Genomic DNA, 15,424 nt, shown 5'->3' with positions numbered 1-15,424 from the left:
GCGGCACCCTCGACCCCGAAGGCGCCGCGACCCTCAAAGCCGCCATCGACCCCCTGTCCGCACCCCGCCCCCTCACCGATGAGGCCGGGGTCAAGATCGAGGACGACCCCCGACCACCGCACCAGCGCCGGATGGACGCCCTGATCGACATTGTCGCCCGCGGTGTCACCGCGCCCGGTCAGGCACCGTGCACGGACAAGGCCAAGATCGTGGTCACCATCAACTTCGAGGCCCTACGCGAATACGTAGCCTCCGGCTGCCCACCCGACTGGGCCACGAGCAAGCCCAAACCGCGTGGCGGGTCGTGTCTGAGTGGTGACGTGCTCAGCGCCGCGATGGTGCGCCGGATGGCGTGCGACGCCACGATCATCCCCGTCGTCCTTGGCTCCGATAGCCAGCCGTTGGATGTGGGTCGGGAGGAACGGCTCGTCACCCGCGCCCTGCGCACCGCGCTCTGGCTCAGAGACGGCGGCTGCTCCTTCCCGGGGTGCTCCACGCCCGCTCAATGGACCGACGCCCACCACGTGCGGCATTGGATCGACGGCGGAACCACCTGTCTCGGCAACCTGGCCCTGCTGTGCCGACGACACCATGGGTACGTCCACGACAAGCACCTCACCGCGACCATCACCGACACCGGAGTCACCTGGCACACCTGGCACACCTGGCACACCTGGCAACACTGGCGCGCCACCTTCACCACCGGGCCACCTCGCATCAGAAGCCCTCGAGGGGCACCTGACCAACCGGCCAGACCTGCTCCGACTCGTGGCCCCGACGCAGCGTCTCGATAGGGTCGCAAGCATGGTGCATCAGCTCACCCTGCGCGAGGCCCGACGCATCGCCGTGCACGCCCAGCTGCTCGACCGTCCGCGCCCTACCGACCTCGTCGCCGTTGTCGAACGGCTCACGTTCCTGCAGATCGACCCGACCGCGGCCATCGCACCGAACGCCGATCTCGTGCTGTGGAGCCGCCTCGGCTCGTCGTACGACCCGGCCGACCTGGTCAGGGCCGTCGAGCACGACCGCACGCTCGTCGAGACAGTGGCGTACGTTCGCCCTCCCCACGACGTACCCGCCGTGATCGCCGAGATGAACCGGGCCGAAGCTCAACCCTTCATGGCACCGTGGCTCGCGACGAACGAACCGTTCCGCCGCGACATCCTGGACACGCTGCACCAGAGTGGCCCGCTTCTTTCCCGGGAGATCCCCGACACCAGCGTCGAACCGTGGCCCTCTAGCGGCTGGACCAACAACCGCAACACCACGAAGATGCTCGAGGCGCTCGCCCACCGGGGGCACATCGCTATCTCGGGGCGCAAGGGCCGGCAGCGCTACTGGGACCTGCCGGAGCGGGTCTATCCCCCCGGTCTGCCCGAGCTCGACCTCGAGTCGGCCACCGCGCAGCGTAACGAGCGGCGGTTGGCCGCCGTCGGAATCGCTCGCGCCACGGGTCCGGTCAGCCCGAGCGAGAGCCCCTACGTGGGGCAGGCCGGTGAAGAAGCCGTCGTCGCCGGCCTTCCGGGCACGTGGCAAGCCCCCCCGCCGTACCTCGGGCTGCCCTTCAGCGGGCGAACCGCCTTGCTCTCCCCCTTCGACCGGCTCGTCCACGACCGGGTTCGCGCCGAGGTGCTGTTCGGGTTCGAGTACATCCTCGAGATGTACAAGCCGAAGCAGAAGCGCCGCTGGGGCTACTTCGCACTGCCGATCCTGCATCGCGACCAGCTCGTCGGAAAGCTCGATGCCACAGCCGACCGCAAGGGCGGGCGCCTGGTCATCAACGCTATCCACGAGGACCTTCCCTTCTCGAAGACCACGGCCGCTGCGGTGCACCGAGAGATCGCCGACCTCGCGACCTGGCTGGGTCTCGACGTCGTGGCCTGACTCGCCCCGACCCGCCCCGACCGCTGACCTGGCTCGCGCCGCGACCCTGTTCGTCAGCTCGACGCTCTACCGTGACGACACGTATCTCGCGACCGACCCGCGGGTCACCCGGCTCTATCCGCTCTGGCGGCAGGCGGCTCTCACCTCGACCGTCACCACCGCCCAGACGACCGACCAGACGGTTCAACGGGACAACCTCGCCAACCAGGTACGGCAGGTCAAGGAGATGGTGCGCGGCGGCGGCCTGGTGACCTCAGGCACCGACTCGCCGATCGACCACCTCGCGATCAGCACGCACATGAACCTGCGTGCGATGGTGCTCTACGGGCTCACCGCCCAGGAGGCACTGGTCACTGCGACCAGCAACTCTGGGGCCTTCCTCGGTGAGAAACTCGGTCGCATCGCGCCCGGCTGGTTCGCCGACCTGTCGATCGTTGACGGCAACCCCCTCACGAACATCGAGGATGCCGCCAACGTGTCGTCTGTCGTGACCTCGGGCCGGCATCTCACCGTCGACCAGCTGCTCGCGCCGTACGCCGGGCCGACCGAGACGACCGTGGCCGGATCGAGCACGAGCGGCCGGTCTTCGGGCCAACCGCGCCGAAACCGGGTGCTCGCGCCGGTTCCGACCCACCCGAGCGCGAAGGCGTTCTGGTGGAACGACGCCGAGGTGCTGGAGTCGGCCAAGGAGTCGTGCTGCCAGACTCACTGATCTGGAGCTGACGTCGACCTGACGTCGAACGGTCACGAGCCGGGGGCCGTACCCCGGGGCCTCGTGGCCGTTCGACGTCGGTCATCCGTGACTGGATCGGCCGAGGTGTTCACGGCTCACCGTGCTCAACCGTCTCGGTCGGCCAGGTTCGTCAAGGTCGTCAACACCACCTGTGCCCGTCGTTCGAGATGCTCGGCGCGGGCCTGCTCGAGGCCGTGGAGGCGGCCGATCGTGAACGAGCTGTCGCCCCGCTCGTCAGAGCGAGCAGCGTTCGAAGCCAGCACCTCTCGAGTCATCCAGGTGTCATGATGCTCGCCCAGCACCTTCTGGAGCTGCTTCGCCGTCTTGCCCACACGACGCACGCGCTTGCCCGTCACCGGCCGAGCCGCCTCCGCCGCGTACCGCAGCCGCTTGGCGGCTTTGCGCACCTCGTGCAACGACTCGACGCGGGCCGGCTCGTCCATCTCAGCGGTGGTGTGCTCTGCCCGGGCGAGCAGCCGGGCCAGGTCGCGGTGGACCCTCTTGGTGGCCTGCTTCCGGGCCGGCTCCTCGGCGCGAGGGGTGAGAGGCGGTTGAGCGACAAGCACATCGAGGGCCACGAGCAGCCGGGCGTACCGCTCGGAGTCGAGGGTGTCCGCGACCACGGCTGCTTCACTCGGGCGGTCCTCCTCGGCCGTCTCGTCGAGAACAGAGACCGCCGAAACGTCCGGGCCCTCCGGCCTGACCGGGCCGACCAGCAGTCGCTCCCGCTCGGCCAGAAGCAGGGCGTGCAGTCGTTCGTCGACCACTTCATGGTCTCTGGCGCCACCCAGCTCGCCTCCTGCCCAGCGCAGCTCATCTCGCAAGGGCTCGGTGACCGACCGGTCCACGAAGGGCCGGAAGGTGGCCAGGGCGCTCCGCAGCTTCCGCAGGGAGACCCGAAGGTCGTGCACGCCGTGCTTGTCGCCGTCTCGAGTCTGCCGGTCGGCCTCCACGAGAGCGTCGCGTTGCTGCTCGAGCCAGCGCACGAGCACCAGGCCCACCGGCGCGCCGGTCGTCAGCTGAGGGCCGGCGGAACGGTGTTCGGCGAGAGACATACCTGATGCCTACCGGAACGCGCCGTTCACGGCAACGCCTCTTCAGGGCGACCCGCTTCGCTGTATCAGGTGCACCCTGCGAACCTCTGCACGGGAGACGCACCGTGACCAGGTGTCGAAGCCGAGGAGCATCCGTGAGCAGCCAACCGTCCTTCGCCTTTCTCGTTCACCCGCGTGGGCGGCTGAGCGACGACCTCGCTCGCGTCTGGACCCCCCTGGGGCGACTGCCGGAGGGCTTGTGCGACAACGCTCTTCGCCGGCTACCCGTGCCACCCTTCGCCATGGCCCGGGTCGAGATCGGCGGGCAACGGGTCGGCAGCATCGTGCTCGTCCCGTTCGGCGCTCGTCACCTGCTCGACCAGCCGCACGAGGGCCGGCGCCGCGTCAGTCGGGCCGTCGACAAGGCGGTCGCGATGGGCGCGAGTCTCGTCGGGCTCGGTGCGCTCACCGCCACCGTGACCGGCGGCGGGGTATCACTCCGTCGCCGCACCGACGTCGGCGTAACGAACGGCAACGCGTTCACGGCCGCCATCGTCGACGCCCAGGCCCGACGCCTGTTGACGGATGCCGTTCACCCGGCCGCTGACCGCCACGTGGCCGTGGTCGGCGCGACCGGCAGCGTCGGCAGTGCTGTCACCCGCCTGCTCGCCCGTGACCGCGCCGTCGGCCGGCTCACCCTGGTCGCCCGCTCGGCCCCGAAGCTCGCTGCTCTCGCCGCCGAGACCTCAGCGCTGGTCTCCACGCTCGCCACCAACCGGATGGAAGCGGTCGTAGGCGCCGACCTCGTCATCCTGCTGACGGCCTCCGCCGACGCGGTGCTCGGCAGCGAGCACCTCGCCCCGGGCGCGGTCGTGCTCGATGCCACTCAGCCACGCAACACCTCACCCGGCCTCGCCGCGCAACGCCCTGACGTGCTCGTGGTCGACGGTGGCGTCGTCGACATCCCGTCGCTACGCCTGGTCGGCGGCAACATCGGCCTGCCCGATGGGCTCGCGTACGCCTGCTTCGCCGAGACCGCCCTGCTCGCCCTCACCGGTCACCACGGTCACTTCGCGATCGGCGCCCCACCGCTCGAGCTCGTCGACCACACCCGGGCCCTCGCCAGTGACCTCTCGCACCTCGGTTTCACGGCAGCGGAGCCCACCTCCTTCGGCGTGCCGGTCACCCTCGGCTCTCGTGACCCGGCCGGGCACCGCCCGCAACCGGGCCACGGGCTCGCGAAGAGAGCAGCAGCCTGATGCAGCGTGTGGTGCTGCTCGGCGGAGGATACGTGACCCTCCACGCCTACGACCGGCTCGCCCGCCGGCTGGCCGGCCCGCTCCGTCGGGGTGAGGTGGAGATCGTCATCGTCAGTGCCGACGCGAGCCACAGCTTCCACGGCTTCACCGGCGAGGTGGTCGCCGGTGCGCTGCCTTACGAACGCACCCGCACCCCGATCACCGAGGCGTGCCCGCTGGCCCGGTTCGAGCACGGGCGGGTGGTATCGGTCGACCTCGCTCGACGCGCGGTGATGTTCGAACGCGCCGACGGCAGCCCGGCGTCGGTGGGCTACGACCAGCTCATCGTCGGTACGGGCGGGCGCGAGCCGGCCGCCACCGTTCCGGGTCTGGCCGAACACGGCTTCCTGCTACGAGCACCAGGCGAGATCGAGGCGCTGGCCGCCCGGGTCGCGTCGGCCGCGGCGGGTCGCGGTGAGGCAGTGGTCGTGGCCGGCGGCGGACTGGCCGGTGTCGAGCTCGCCGCCGCGATCGCCAACATCGGCCGGTCGGGCTCTGAGCCTCTGACCGTGCATCTCGTCCACTCGGGGACCGCCCTGCTGGGCGAGCTGCGCCTGACCCAACCGAGGTTGGCGGCACGCGCCGAGGCAGAGCTGCGGCGCCTCGAAGTGCGGGTGCGACTTGGCGTTCGGCTGACGGAGGTGACACCGAGCGGGGCGCGGCTGTCTGATGGCACCTTCCTGCCGGCCGGCACCGTGCTGGGCACCATCGGTCAACGACCAGTCTCGTTGCCCGGTCTCGACGCCCGACTCCGCGACGATCTCGGACGGCTGGTGACGGCATCCGACCTCTCCGTCTGCCAGGGCGTCTGGGCCGCGGGCGACGCCGCCCGTGTGGCGCACGTGACGACCGGCGAACCCGTCGCCTCGAACGCCCTCTGGGCGATCAAGGCCGGCGCCCACGCCGGTGCCAACGCGGCGCGTGCCCTGCACGGCCGAGCCAGCCGCCCGTTCACCTACCGAGGGCTCGGCCAGGCGGCCTCCTTCGGCTTGGGGCGCGGGATCGCCGAGCTCTACGGGATGCCGTTCACCGGCCGCCTCGCGTGGTTTCTGCGCCTCACCTTCTTCCTTCGCTTCATGCCGTCACGCCGCCGCGCCGCGCTGGTGGCGCGTGACCTCGTACAGGCCGTGCTGCGCGGCGGTCACCGGTCAGGTCGGCAGCAGTCGAGCAAACGCATCGGTGACCCACGCCTGGAACTGCTTGGGGGTCCACGACCGTTCGTGCACGAGCAGCACCCACTACTCGGCAGCGTTGATGCTCCACACGATGTCGGCGACCTGGCGGTCGAGCAGGCCTGAGCGCAGCTCTCCGGGAAGCGGTTGTCGCCGGTCGCAGCGTCACGCAGCGCGACGAACACCGGCGCCCTGTGTTGCTGCACCAGAACACAATGGTGGCGGCCAGAGATCGAGGTCTCGACGAGCTCGCGAAGAGGCCCGGGCCTCGGAGGCAACCGGCCCGCCACCGAGTCCACCGTCGAAGGCATGGACGTGCTGCACGCCCAGATCGTCGGGTACGAGCCGACCTGGGGGTGAGCGGCGTGAGGTGGGCTGTCCGGTGTTGCGCGGTCCTGTCTCGCTCACGCACTTCGACACGGCGACCAACCGAACGTTCCCCGAAGGGTGCGGTTCCACCGGTTGGCCCTCAGCTGCGGGTGCAGCAGGGCCAGGCCGACGCAGTACTTGGTGACCGTGGCCGGCCGGTGACCGAGACGCCACAGGGTGCGGTCGGCGAGCGACGCCGCCCCAGTGGTCTTCGACTCGATGAGCACGAGGTCGTCAGGGCCGCTGCGCCGTTCTCGGTGGTTCTCGAAGTCGAGGTCGACGTCGCAGGTGAGACGGCTGCCGGTCGCGGGCTCGACCAGAGTGGCACGGTGGTAGCGGCTCACCAGCGACAGCTCCAGTCGCTGGGCCAGGGCGGAATCCCCGAGACGGCCCCCCACGACCTCACGCGCCCACGGGTTCAGCCCGTACCGCTCGTCGAGCTGGTAGGGATGCCGGTCCTTGACCGTCTCGTCGCGACCCCCGGCCGTCTTGACCTCGAGCATGCTCTGCGCCGAGTCGACGTAGGTGCGGGTCCGCACCTTGAAGCGGCGGCGTCGACCGCCGACGTGCTGGTGGTAGGCGAGCAGCTCCGGGGTGTCGAAGTAGACCGACTCGTACTCGAAGAGCCTCCGCCCGTCGATGTCCAGCACCTTCATCCGACTATCGAGTCGGGCCAGAAGGTGCGCGAACACCGCGGGTGGAACCAGGTACTTGCGGTCGACTCGGGTCTGCAGGTCGGCCGTCGCGATGATGTGCTCGAGACTGGTGGCCGGTAGCCCAGCACACCCCACGCTCAAGGCTTGGCGAGCCGGTGTCACCGGGCACTCGAGACCGTCGACCCCTCGAGGGTGCGGGCTGACCTCACCGTCGCGTTCGCCGCGGGCTGCGGTGAGTGCTGATGGCGCCGGAACCGGACGTCGACGATGGTCACATCGCGCACGAAGTCGATCTCCTGGACGATGAGGTGGCGCACGTCGACCCCGAGCCGGTGCTCGATCCGAGCTCGCAGCACGGCCTCGTCGGGAACCGCCTCGTCGAGAGTGATGAGCTGTCGACGGGCTCCCGGGAAGGTGCGGGGGTGGTCGACTCCGTACATCACCGCGACGAGCAGCGCCGACAGGGCGGGGGTGACCCACACGGTGTCCGGGGTGAGCCCGGCCATGAGACCGAGGGCGAGTGCCACGAAGTAGTAGGCGATCTCCTCCTGGGTGATGGAGTCGGAACGCAGCCGGATGATCGACAGGATGCCGAACAGCCCCAACCCGAGGCCCGCACCGACGGTGGCGCTGGAGAGCACGACGGTCACCGACAGGACGCCGACGTTGAGGGCCGCGTACGCGAGCAGCAGGTCACGACGTTGGTGCCGGTGAAAGTAGAGCGAGGCGATGATGGTGATCGCCACGGCATCTGTGAGCAAGGCGGTCAGTGTGCTGGCGGTCAGTGTGCTGGTGGTCAACATCGGGGAGACTCCTGTCGGTCGGTTTCACCAACAGACTGCCGCTCGCGCGTGAGCCGACCATGAGGCCGTGATGAGAAGGTCCTCATCACGACAGGGCGCGGATCAGTCGATGCTGAAGCGATAGCCGGCACCGCGCACCGTCTCGATGCGGTCGTCGCCGAGCTTGCGCCTCAGGTAGCGCACGTAGACGTCGATGACGTTGGAGCCGGGGTCGAAGTCGAGGCCCCAGACCCGCGAGAGAAGCTGCTCCCGCGTGAGTACCTGGTCGGGGTGTCGCATGAACACCTCGGCCAGGGCGAACTCGCGCGTCGTCAGCTCCACCGACCGGCCGGCCACCCTGGCCCGCCTCGTGCGCAGGTCGAGAGCCACCGGGCCGGCATGTAGCACGGTCGGCTCGGGGGCCGCTCCGGCGCTGCGCAAGCGCAGCCTTACGCGGGCCAGCAGCTCGTCGAAGGCGAAGGGCTTTCTGAGGTAGTCATCGGCGCCGCTCTGCAACCCGGTCACCGTGTCCTGAACGGTGTCGCGGGCGGTGAGGATCACCACCGGTAACGCGCTGCCGTCGGCCCGCAGGCTGCGCAGCACCCACATTCCGTCGCGGATCGGCAGGCCCAGGTCGAGCACCAGAAGGTCGTAGCGGCCGGAACGAGCGTGTTGCCAGGCTTGTTCGCCGTCGCCCACGGTGGTGGTGGTGAATCCCTTCGCTCGCAGGCCCTTCTCGAGAAAGGAGGCGATGCGCGACTCGTCTTCCGCGATGAGAAGGTGGCTCACGTGGCTCCGATCCATCCGGTCTGGGTGCCGCCCGGAGCCACCAACGTCGGAACGCTGGCGTCTTGGTCTTCGCCCTGGTCCTGGTCTTCGCCCTGGTCCTGGTCATCGGCGTGGTTGTCGCCGAAGGGGTCTTCCCGTTCGGGGTCGACGGGGAAGCGAGCGGGAAAGCTCAGGGTGAAGCTGGCCCCACCGCCCTCGGTGTCGGCCACTCCGACGCTTCCACCGTGAGCCAACGCGATAGAGCGCACGATCGCCAGGCCGATGCCGGTACCGCCGGCGCCGCGTTGATCGCCCCGGGTGAACCGGTCGAAGATCGTGGCTTTGAGATCATCAGGCACCCCCAGGCCGCTGTCGCGAACGGTGAGCTCGACCTGTCCCTCGTGCAACACCGATCCGATGCTGAGGCGATCGCCCTTGTTGGTGAACCGCACCGCGTTCGACGCGAGCTGCACGAGCGCTTGGGTGAGACGTTGTTCGTCGGCCACGACCACGGCATCGGCCGTCTCGCTCACCGACCACCGTCGAGGCGCGAGTGCGCTGGCGCGAGCGACCGCCCCGACGACGAGGTCGGTCAGGTCGACCTCGCCCGGGGTGAGGAAGTCGGGCCGATCGGCGGCGGCGAGCACCAGCAGGTCATCGACGAGCCGGTTCATCCGGCCGATCTCTTCCAGCAGCAGCCTGGTCGTGTCCACTCGGTCGGCCGGGTCGTCGCCCATCAGCTCGAGGTGCCCCCGGATCACCGTGAGCGGGGTGCGCAGCTCGTGGGCCGCGTCGTCGAGAAAGGCCCGCTGAGCGCCGAACGCGGTCTCCAAACGGTCGAGCATGCCGTTGAAGGTGACGGCCAGGCGGGTCACGTCGTCTCGAGACTCGGGCAGGGTCTCGATGCGCCGGGTCAGATCTGACTCGCTGATCGCCTCGGCCGTGCGACGCACCTGTCGGAGCGGCGAGAGGATCCGTCCGGCGACGAACCAGGCGATGCCGCCCGCGATGAGCAGGGCGGCAAGGCTGGCCAAGGCGATCACCTTCACCACTTGGGTGACATCGTCCAGCGCCTCATCGGTGTACTCGACGATCACGAGTGAGGCGGTCGGCTGACCCGGGCCGGCGGTCACCGGGACCACTGCGTAGACGGCCTCGCCCTGACGCGTCGCGATGGTGCGACTCATGGTCGAGCGGGCCGAGCCGGCTGCCGCCACGACGTCGGGTCGAAGGTCGAGCCTGACCGGCACCGGGTTGCGCGTGCGGTCTGTAGGGCGGCCGTCGACCACACTGAACAGGGCCTCCTGTTGTTCGGGCACAGCTTCGGCCAGATAGCCATGCAGCAGCCCCCGCACGTCAGAAAAGGGTCGCCCGGTCGTGGGATCGACCCCCCGCTCGGTGAACTCGCGAAACTTCACCACCTCGTGCTGCAGCTCGGTCTCGACCGCCATTTTTGCGCGCGCGTTCATGAACGCGTCCACCACCACAAGGTTCAGGCCCAGGGCGATGGTCACGATGAACATGAACCAGCCCAGTACCCGTGCTCGGGTACTGCGAGCTCTCCACTGCGGCCACCGAACCGCCTGCACCGATCTGCCCTCCAGGCCGGGATCACGACCAGTCTGCCCTGCCGCCTGCGTCAGCGCCCTCACCGTCCGGTCAGTCATCAATCGTCGCCGTCGCCGTCGCCGTCATCGCCGTCACCGCCGTCATCGTGGTCGTCATCGTCATCGCCGTCATCGCCGGCCGGCATCGGTGAGTGCCGGGGAACGGTCTGTGCGCCCGATGACGGCGCCACCCGGGTTGGGGGCGTCACCCGGGTCGGCGTCTTCGAGCCGGCCGAACCGGTCGCGGCGGGTCTGCTCGTCGCGGTGGCGGGCGGGCTGGTCGTGGGCGGGACACCCGTCGGCGGTGGCGTCGGCCGGCTCGGCGCCGAAGTCGTGGCGCTGAGGCGTACCTGAACGGCCGGCCCGAGATCGGGCCCGATCGGTTCGTCACGACCGACCAGCAGAGCCCAGCCGATGACGACCGCCGCCACCATGACGGCAACGTTGGTCAGCAAGGGTGGTCGGCCACGCATGACACCACTGTGACCCGGCATTCGCGTGCCTCGGCCGGGGATGAGACAGCTCTCATCCCCGGCCCGTGCACGGGGCCGGTGGGGTCAGGTCACATCTGGGCCCAGTTCGCCCGCTGGGTGAGGCAGAACGGGTGGCCGGCCGGGTCGAGCAGCACGATCCAGCCGTCGCCGGGCTGATGCTCAGGTCGGGTCGCACCCTTGGACACCGCGTCAGCGGCTGCCGCCTCGAGGTCGTCGACGGACAGGTCGAGGTGGAACTGCTTGCCGCCGACGGGGTCAGGCCATTCCGGCGCGACAAAACCATCGACGTGCCCGAACCCGAGGCGACGGTCACCCACCTTGACCATGCCGTAGCTCTCGTCGGCGTAGGTGACCTCTCCACCCAGCAGGGCCGCCCAGAACGCAGCTTCGGCCTGGGGGTCGAGGCAGTCGATCGTGACCATCTCGAGGATCGGGGTGCTCATGGCGTTCTCCTTCGGTATCGGTCAGCTCAGTCTGGCCTTTCGGGCGCCAAGATGCTTGCACGAACCCGACACCAGAGGATGGGCCACGGCTCCAGGCGGTCGCGGACTCGCAACCCTGATGCCTGCTGGTCAGAGCCGAGGGTCGACCGGCTCCGACTCCATCGCCAGAACAGCGAACACGGGCTCGTGCACACGCCAGAGCGGCTCGCCCCGGGCCGTGCGCTCGAGCGACTCGAGCCCGAGGGCGTACTCGCGCAGGGCAAGTGACCGCTTGTGCCCGAGGGTGCGGCTCTTCAGCCGCGAGAGGTTCGCAGGGGTGGTGTAGTCGGGGCCGTAGATGATGCGCAGGTACTCGCGTCCCCTCACCTTCAGACCCGGCTGCACGAGGCCCTTGGGGGTGCGCGTCAGGTTACCAAGCGGCTTCACGACCATTCCTTCGCCGCCGGATGCCGTGAGCTCCTCCCACCAGCGCGTTGCCTCGACGCGTGAGCCGTGGGCGGCAAGATCGACGACGACCCGCCGGGTGGGCCGGAAGGTGACCGGGTCTGCCGCGACGAGCCGGTCGATGGCCTCCAGGTGCCACAGGTGGTCGTGGTCGTGCCAGGTGCGGCCCTCGCTGGCGAGCACCTGGAAGGGCGCCACCTGCACGCCGTCGAGCCCGTCGACCGACCAGACGTAGGGCCGGTAGGCGGCCGTGAACGCCTCCGCGTTCACCACCCTTTCCTGCGTACGCGTCAGCAGGTCGCCGACGTCGAGGCCACGCGAGCGGGCGGCCTCGAGGGCCGACACGGCCACCGGAAGCGAAGCGCGCGCGGCCGCACCGACGGCGGCGTACTGCTCGCGCAGCAGCGGCTCCGCCTTGAGCGACCAGGGCAGCAGCTCGGCGTCGAGCAGCACCCAGTCGGTGTCGAGATCGCCCCAGAGAGAGGCGCTTTCGATACCGGCTCGAACCTTCTGCAGCAGCTCCTCCGTGAGCTCGCGACCGAGGAACGAGCGACCCGTGCGGGTGTAGACGGCACCGGTCTCACCGCTGGTCGCTCCGAAGCGGCGAGCCGCCGTGTCGGCGTCGCGGCAGACGAGCAGCACCGCGCGTGAACCCATGTGCTTCTCCTCGCAGACCACGCGGGGCACGTCGACGTCCGCGAAGTAGGCGAACGCCTCGTCGGGGTGCTCGAGGAGTCCGTCTCTCGCCGACGTGGCGACGGGCGACATCGTCGGAGGCAGGTAGGGCAGCCACCGCGGGTGCAGCGCGAAGCGGCTCATCACCTCGAGCGCTCCGGCGGCGTGCTCGGCCCTGATCGAGACTCGTCCGTGGTGCGCGGTCTCGACGACCCTCTTGCCGAGCACGTCGGTGAGGTCGAGCTCGTCCTCTCCACGACCGGAGACCACCGTGCCGGCCGGCCCGTCGGCGGTCTGCCCGGCGGTGGGGAACGGCTTGGCGGGCTCGTACCAGACGCTCTCGGCCGCGACCTGGACGATCTGCTTCTCGGGGTAGCGCAGCGCCGTCAGGTGCCCCCCGAAGACGGCACCGGTGTCGAGGCAGAGGGTGTTGTTGACCCATTCGGGAACCGGCGTCGGAGTGTGCCCGTAGAGCACCATGGCCCGGCCGCGGTAGTCGCCCGCCCACGGGTAGCGCACGGGCAGGCCGAACTCGTCGGTCTCGCCGGTGGTGTCTCCGTAGAGCGCGAACGAGCGCACTCGGCCGGAGGCGCGCCCGTGGTAGGCCTCCTTGAGGCCGGCGTGAGCCACGACGAGCCGGCCGTCGTCGAGCACCAGGTGCGAGACGAGGCCGTAGCACCACTCCCGCACGGCGTCGCGGAACTCCTGCCCCTCCTGTGTGAGCTGGTCGAGTGTCGTCTCCAGTCCGTGGGTGACCTGCACGTTGCGCCCGTCGAGCGCACGCACCAGCTTGTGCTCGTGGTTGCCCGGCACCGCCAAGGCGTGACCGGATGCGGTCATGCCCATGGCGAGGCGCAGCACCCCCGGGCTGTCGGGGCCACGGTCGACGAGGTCGCCGACGAACACGACGGTCCGGCCCGCGGGGTGGCCGGCGTCGACGGAGCGGCCACGCTCGTCACGCTCAATGAGGTAGCCGAGGGTCTTGAGCAGGCTCTCGAGCTCGGCGCGGCAACCGTGCACGTCGCCGATGACGTCGAAGGGCCCGTGCTGGTCGCGGTGGTCGTTCAGCAGCTTCTCGCGCACCACCTCGGCCGTCTCGATCGCCTCCACGCCGCTCAGCACGTGCACCTTGCGGAAGCCCTCGCGGCCCAGGCTTTTGAGCGAGCGCCGCAGCTGGTCGGTGTGCCGTTTGACGACATGGGGCCCGAAGTCGCGGTCAGCGCGCGACCGGTTGCGTTCCGAAGCCACGGAGGCCGGCACGTCGAGAACGATCGCCACCGGCAGCACGTCGTGCGCCTTCGCGAGCTCGACCAGCTGACGTCGGGCCTCCTTCGTGACGTTGGTGGCGTCGACGACGGTGAGGCGCCCGGCGGCCAGACGCTTTCCGGTGATGTAGCCGAGCACGTCGAAGGCGTCCTTCGACGCCGACTGGTCGTTCTCGTCGTCGGCCACCAGGCCCCGGCAGAAGTCGCTCGAGACCACCTCGAACCGGCCGAAGTGCTCGGCGGCGAAGGTCGACTTGCCGGAACCGGACGCGCCGACGAGGGCCACGAGGCACAGCTGCGGAATGCCTATCTGGGTCATGCCGCACCTACGGCTACGCCAGAGTCACGGCGGAAGAGCGCGAGCTGGGTGGGGGGCCCCAGCTCGGGGTGGACGTCACCGACGGGACGCAGCTCGAAAGAGTAGCCGAACCGTCGGCCCACCCGCTCGGCCCATTCCGCGAACTCTGCTCTGCCCCATTCGAACCGGTGGTCAGCGTGACGACGAGCGCCCACCGCCAGACCCTCGTAGTGCGCGTTGTGATCCGCGTTCGGGGTGGTCACGATGACGGCGCCGGGCCGGGCGTGCGCGAAGACGTTCGTCTCCAGCGCCGGGAGCCGGTCGGGGTCGAGGTGCTCGATGACCTCCATCAGCACCGCGGCGTCGAAGCCGGCCAGGGCGGCGTCGCGGTAGGTCAACGACGACCGCCGCAAGGTGAGTCGGGCGCGCTGGCTGTCAGACAACCGGTCGAGGCCAAGACGCCTCGTGGCCCGGTCGAGCTCTCGGGGTGACACGTCGACCCCGAGCAGCTCAGCGAAGGAGGGGTCGGCGAGCATCCCTGCGAGCAAGGAACCCTCGCCGCACCCGAGGTCGACGACGCGCCGAGCGCCCACCTCTCGTAGGGCGGTCAGAACGGCCTCCTGCCGCCGCTGGCGCAGCGGCACCGCCACCGGGGGCGGGAGTGTTACCTCGGGGCTCGTGGCGAGGCCGGGTTCGGGGGCCGGCCGGGGGCCGGTGCCACCGTCGTCGGTGACGAACACGGCATCCGGTGTGTCCTCGAGAGCCGCCAGCCGCTGCGTCGCGTCGGCGACGAACCGCTGCTGGTGGGCGAGGTACCGGCGGGTGACCAGGTCACGCTCCGGGTGGTCGCGTAGCCAGCCCCCAGCGTTGCGAACGAGCTTGTCGACCTCGTCGTTGCTCACCCAGTAGTGCTTTGCGCCGTCGAGCACGGGCAGCAGCACGTAGAGGTGGCCGAGTGCCTGGCTCAGCACGACATCACCCGTGAGCGTGACGTCGGTGTACGGCGACGAGCCCCATCCGGGCAGCTCGGGGTCGAGGGGGCTGGTGACCGTCGATACCGCCCACCCGAGTGGGGCGAAGAGCCGTTCGATGAGGTCAGGGTCGCCGCCGCACGGCAGGGCAGGCACGTGGACGACCAGCGGCAGGGCCTGCGCCTCGAGGTCGGGCCGAGCCGCACACCGCCCCTGGAGTGCGGTCTTGAAGACGCGGCCGAGAGCGACCGCGAGCATCGACGAGGCCGCGTAGGGGCGGTCGTTGACGTACTGCGAGAGCGCGAAGCCGTCACCTCCGAAGCGTCGGCCACGCACCAGCCCGATCGGGTCGACCTCGAGCAGCAGGGCCACCGTGCACCGCTCGTCGGTGGCCTCTGGGTAGAAGACGTGCGCGTTACCGACAGGCAGGTCGAAGGTCTGCACCCGGTCAGGGTGCTTGTGCAGCAGATACCCCAGGTCGGTGGCGCGTTCGGCGGTGGAGGTGAGGGTGAGCAGCACGCGCTCATTGTG

General features: G+C 69.9%; 14 protein-coding genes. 5 read left to right on the top strand and 9 right to left on the bottom strand.

What is annotated here, in order from left to right; translation table 11 throughout:
• The 3 genes from BA895_RS15740 to BA895_RS24535 form a co-directional block, all read left to right on the top strand.
• The coding region (locus BA895_RS15740; RefSeq protein ID WP_139142707.1) for an HNH endonuclease signature motif containing protein at window positions 1–794 on the top strand (794 nt) is incomplete at its 5' end.
• A gap of 10 nt (window positions 795–804) precedes the next feature.
• A complete protein-coding gene (locus BA895_RS15735; RefSeq protein WP_070192841.1) occupies window positions 805–1,884 on the top strand; it encodes a DNA glycosylase AlkZ-like family protein in 1,080 nt (359 codons plus the stop codon).
• Window positions 1,823–2,596 (top strand): amidohydrolase family protein, encoded by a 774-nt coding sequence (locus BA895_RS24535; protein WP_254666504.1) that lies wholly within the window; start codon window positions 1,823–1,825, stop codon window positions 2,594–2,596. Before BA895_RS15735 ends, BA895_RS24535 begins: the two co-directional genes overlap by 62 nt.
• A gap of 125 nt (window positions 2,597–2,721) precedes the next feature.
• Here the strand turns inward: BA895_RS24535 and BA895_RS15725 are convergent, their stop codons facing one another.
• Window positions 2,722–3,672, bottom strand: a complete 951-nt coding sequence (locus tag BA895_RS15725; protein ID WP_070192839.1) for a CHAD domain-containing protein — start codon at window positions 3,670–3,672, stop codon at window positions 2,722–2,724.
• A 134-nt stretch (window positions 3,673–3,806) separates the two neighbouring features.
• Here BA895_RS15725 and BA895_RS15720 point away from each other — a divergent pair, with 134 nt between their 5' ends.
• Both BA895_RS15720 and BA895_RS15715 read left to right on the top strand, forming a co-directional pair.
• A complete protein-coding gene (locus BA895_RS15720) occupies window positions 3,807–4,910 on the top strand; it encodes a semialdehyde dehydrogenase (RefSeq protein WP_070192838.1) in 1,104 nt (367 codons plus the stop codon).
• Window positions 4,910–6,247 (top strand): NAD(P)/FAD-dependent oxidoreductase, encoded by a 1,338-nt coding sequence (locus BA895_RS15715; protein WP_070192837.1) that lies wholly within the window; start codon window positions 4,910–4,912, stop codon window positions 6,245–6,247. The genes BA895_RS15720 and BA895_RS15715 overlap by 1 nt, the downstream gene beginning before the upstream one ends.
• A 278-nt stretch (window positions 6,248–6,525) precedes the next feature.
• Here BA895_RS15715 and BA895_RS15705 read toward each other — a convergent pair whose 3' ends face one another.
• From BA895_RS15705 to BA895_RS15670, 8 genes are all read right to left on the bottom strand, one after another.
• Complete coding sequence (locus BA895_RS15705; RefSeq protein ID WP_175442349.1) at window positions 6,526–7,281, bottom strand: polyphosphate polymerase domain-containing protein; 756 nt, start codon at window positions 7,279–7,281, stop codon at window positions 6,526–6,528.
• A gap of 23 nt (window positions 7,282–7,304) precedes the next feature.
• Window positions 7,305–7,949 (bottom strand): DUF4956 domain-containing protein, encoded by a 645-nt coding sequence (locus BA895_RS15700; protein ID WP_070192835.1) that lies wholly within the window; start codon window positions 7,947–7,949, stop codon window positions 7,305–7,307.
• A 102-nt stretch (window positions 7,950–8,051) separates the two neighbouring features.
• On the bottom strand, window positions 8,052–8,717 hold the full coding sequence (locus BA895_RS15695) for a response regulator transcription factor (protein ID WP_070192834.1): 666 nt from the start codon (window positions 8,715–8,717) through the stop codon (window positions 8,052–8,054).
• On the bottom strand, window positions 8,714–10,219 hold the full coding sequence (locus BA895_RS15690; protein ID WP_070192833.1) for a cell wall metabolism sensor histidine kinase WalK: 1,506 nt from the start codon (window positions 10,217–10,219) through the stop codon (window positions 8,714–8,716). Before BA895_RS15690 ends, BA895_RS15695 begins: the two co-directional genes overlap by 4 nt.
• Before the next feature lie 143 nt (window positions 10,220–10,362).
• Window positions 10,363–10,776 carry a hypothetical protein gene (locus BA895_RS24010; protein WP_070192832.1) on the bottom strand — a complete coding sequence of 138 codons (414 nt, stop codon included), beginning with the start codon at window positions 10,774–10,776 and terminating at the stop codon, window positions 10,363–10,365.
• An 89-nt stretch (window positions 10,777–10,865) separates the two neighbouring features.
• Complete coding sequence (locus BA895_RS15680; RefSeq protein ID WP_070192831.1) at window positions 10,866–11,240, bottom strand: VOC family protein; 375 nt, start codon at window positions 11,238–11,240, stop codon at window positions 10,866–10,868.
• A 129-nt stretch (window positions 11,241–11,369) separates the two neighbouring features.
• The gene (locus BA895_RS15675; RefSeq protein WP_070192830.1) at window positions 11,370–13,943 is read right to left on the bottom strand and encodes a polynucleotide kinase-phosphatase; all 2,574 of its coding nucleotides are present in this window, start codon (window positions 13,941–13,943) and stop codon (window positions 11,370–11,372) included.
• A complete protein-coding gene (locus BA895_RS15670; RefSeq protein ID WP_070192829.1) occupies window positions 13,940–15,412 on the bottom strand; it encodes a 3' terminal RNA ribose 2'-O-methyltransferase Hen1 in 1,473 nt (490 codons plus the stop codon). The genes BA895_RS15675 and BA895_RS15670 overlap by 4 nt, the downstream gene beginning before the upstream one ends.
• Window positions 15,413–15,424 lie beyond the last annotated feature (12 nt).

The organism is Humibacillus sp. DSM 29435, assembly GCF_001758225.1.
Classification (GTDB): domain Bacteria; phylum Actinomycetota; class Actinomycetes; order Actinomycetales; family Dermatophilaceae; genus DSM-29435.
Note: the sequence above shows the minus strand (reverse complement) of the source record. Positions and strands in the feature narration are given on the sequence as shown.